Source organism: Neobacillus paridis (assembly GCF_016765675.1).
In the GTDB taxonomy this organism is placed as follows: Bacteria; Bacillota; Bacilli; order Bacillales; family Cytobacillaceae; genus Neobacillus; species Neobacillus paridis.
On record NZ_JAESWB010000114.1, the window covers coordinates 1 to 652 of the forward strand.

Sequence of the window (652 nt, forward strand, 5' to 3'; positions counted from 1 at the left end):
AAACTCCGGGGTGGCTGTATTGTAGGGCTTGTTTGGATTGCAACTGTAGCCAATGGTTCCAGCAACCCATGCAAGCGCATAGCGGCACTCGGGTATGATCGCCGTTTTCGCGCGCAGCGCTACCGAACCACGCAGGGAGCAATTCTTGGAACACCAGACACCAGCCGCGAAGCGGATGGAGGCAGCACGGCGGCTGGCACGCCGCATCATTGGCTATTTCAATGGCGTAATCGCGCCAGGCGTCAGCCGCAGCGAGCGCGCAAGGTCGGCAGCCAAGGCGCTGGGCGCGTCGGCCGCGATTGTTTTCGTGCTGCTGTTTTTCTACACCCTGCTGCTGATTCCCTTCACACCCGGCATCAGCGACATCCGCAAGGCCAAGGCCGACCAGCCCAGCGTGCTCATGTCCATCGACGGCAAGCGCATCGCCACCTTCCGCCGCAGCAACCGGGAATGGGTGCCGCTGGCGAAGATCTCGCCGAACGTGGTCAAGGCATTGATTGCCACCGAGGACCGCCGCTTCTACGAGCACCACGGCATCGACCTCAGGCGCACCGTGGCCAGTGTGGCTTACACGCTTGCTGGCGATACCCAGGGCGGCTCGACCCTGACCCAGCAGCTGGCGCGCAACCTGTATCCGGAAGAGATAGGCCGC

At 62.9% G+C, this 652-nt stretch carries 1 protein-coding gene; it reads left to right on the top strand.

Going from position 1 to position 652, the window contains the following annotated elements; translation table 11 throughout:
- Window positions 1-145 precede the first annotated feature (145 nt).
- On the top strand, window positions 146-652 hold a 507-nt coding region (locus JK635_RS28130), incomplete at its 3' end, for a biosynthetic peptidoglycan transglycosylase (RefSeq protein ID WP_202653137.1).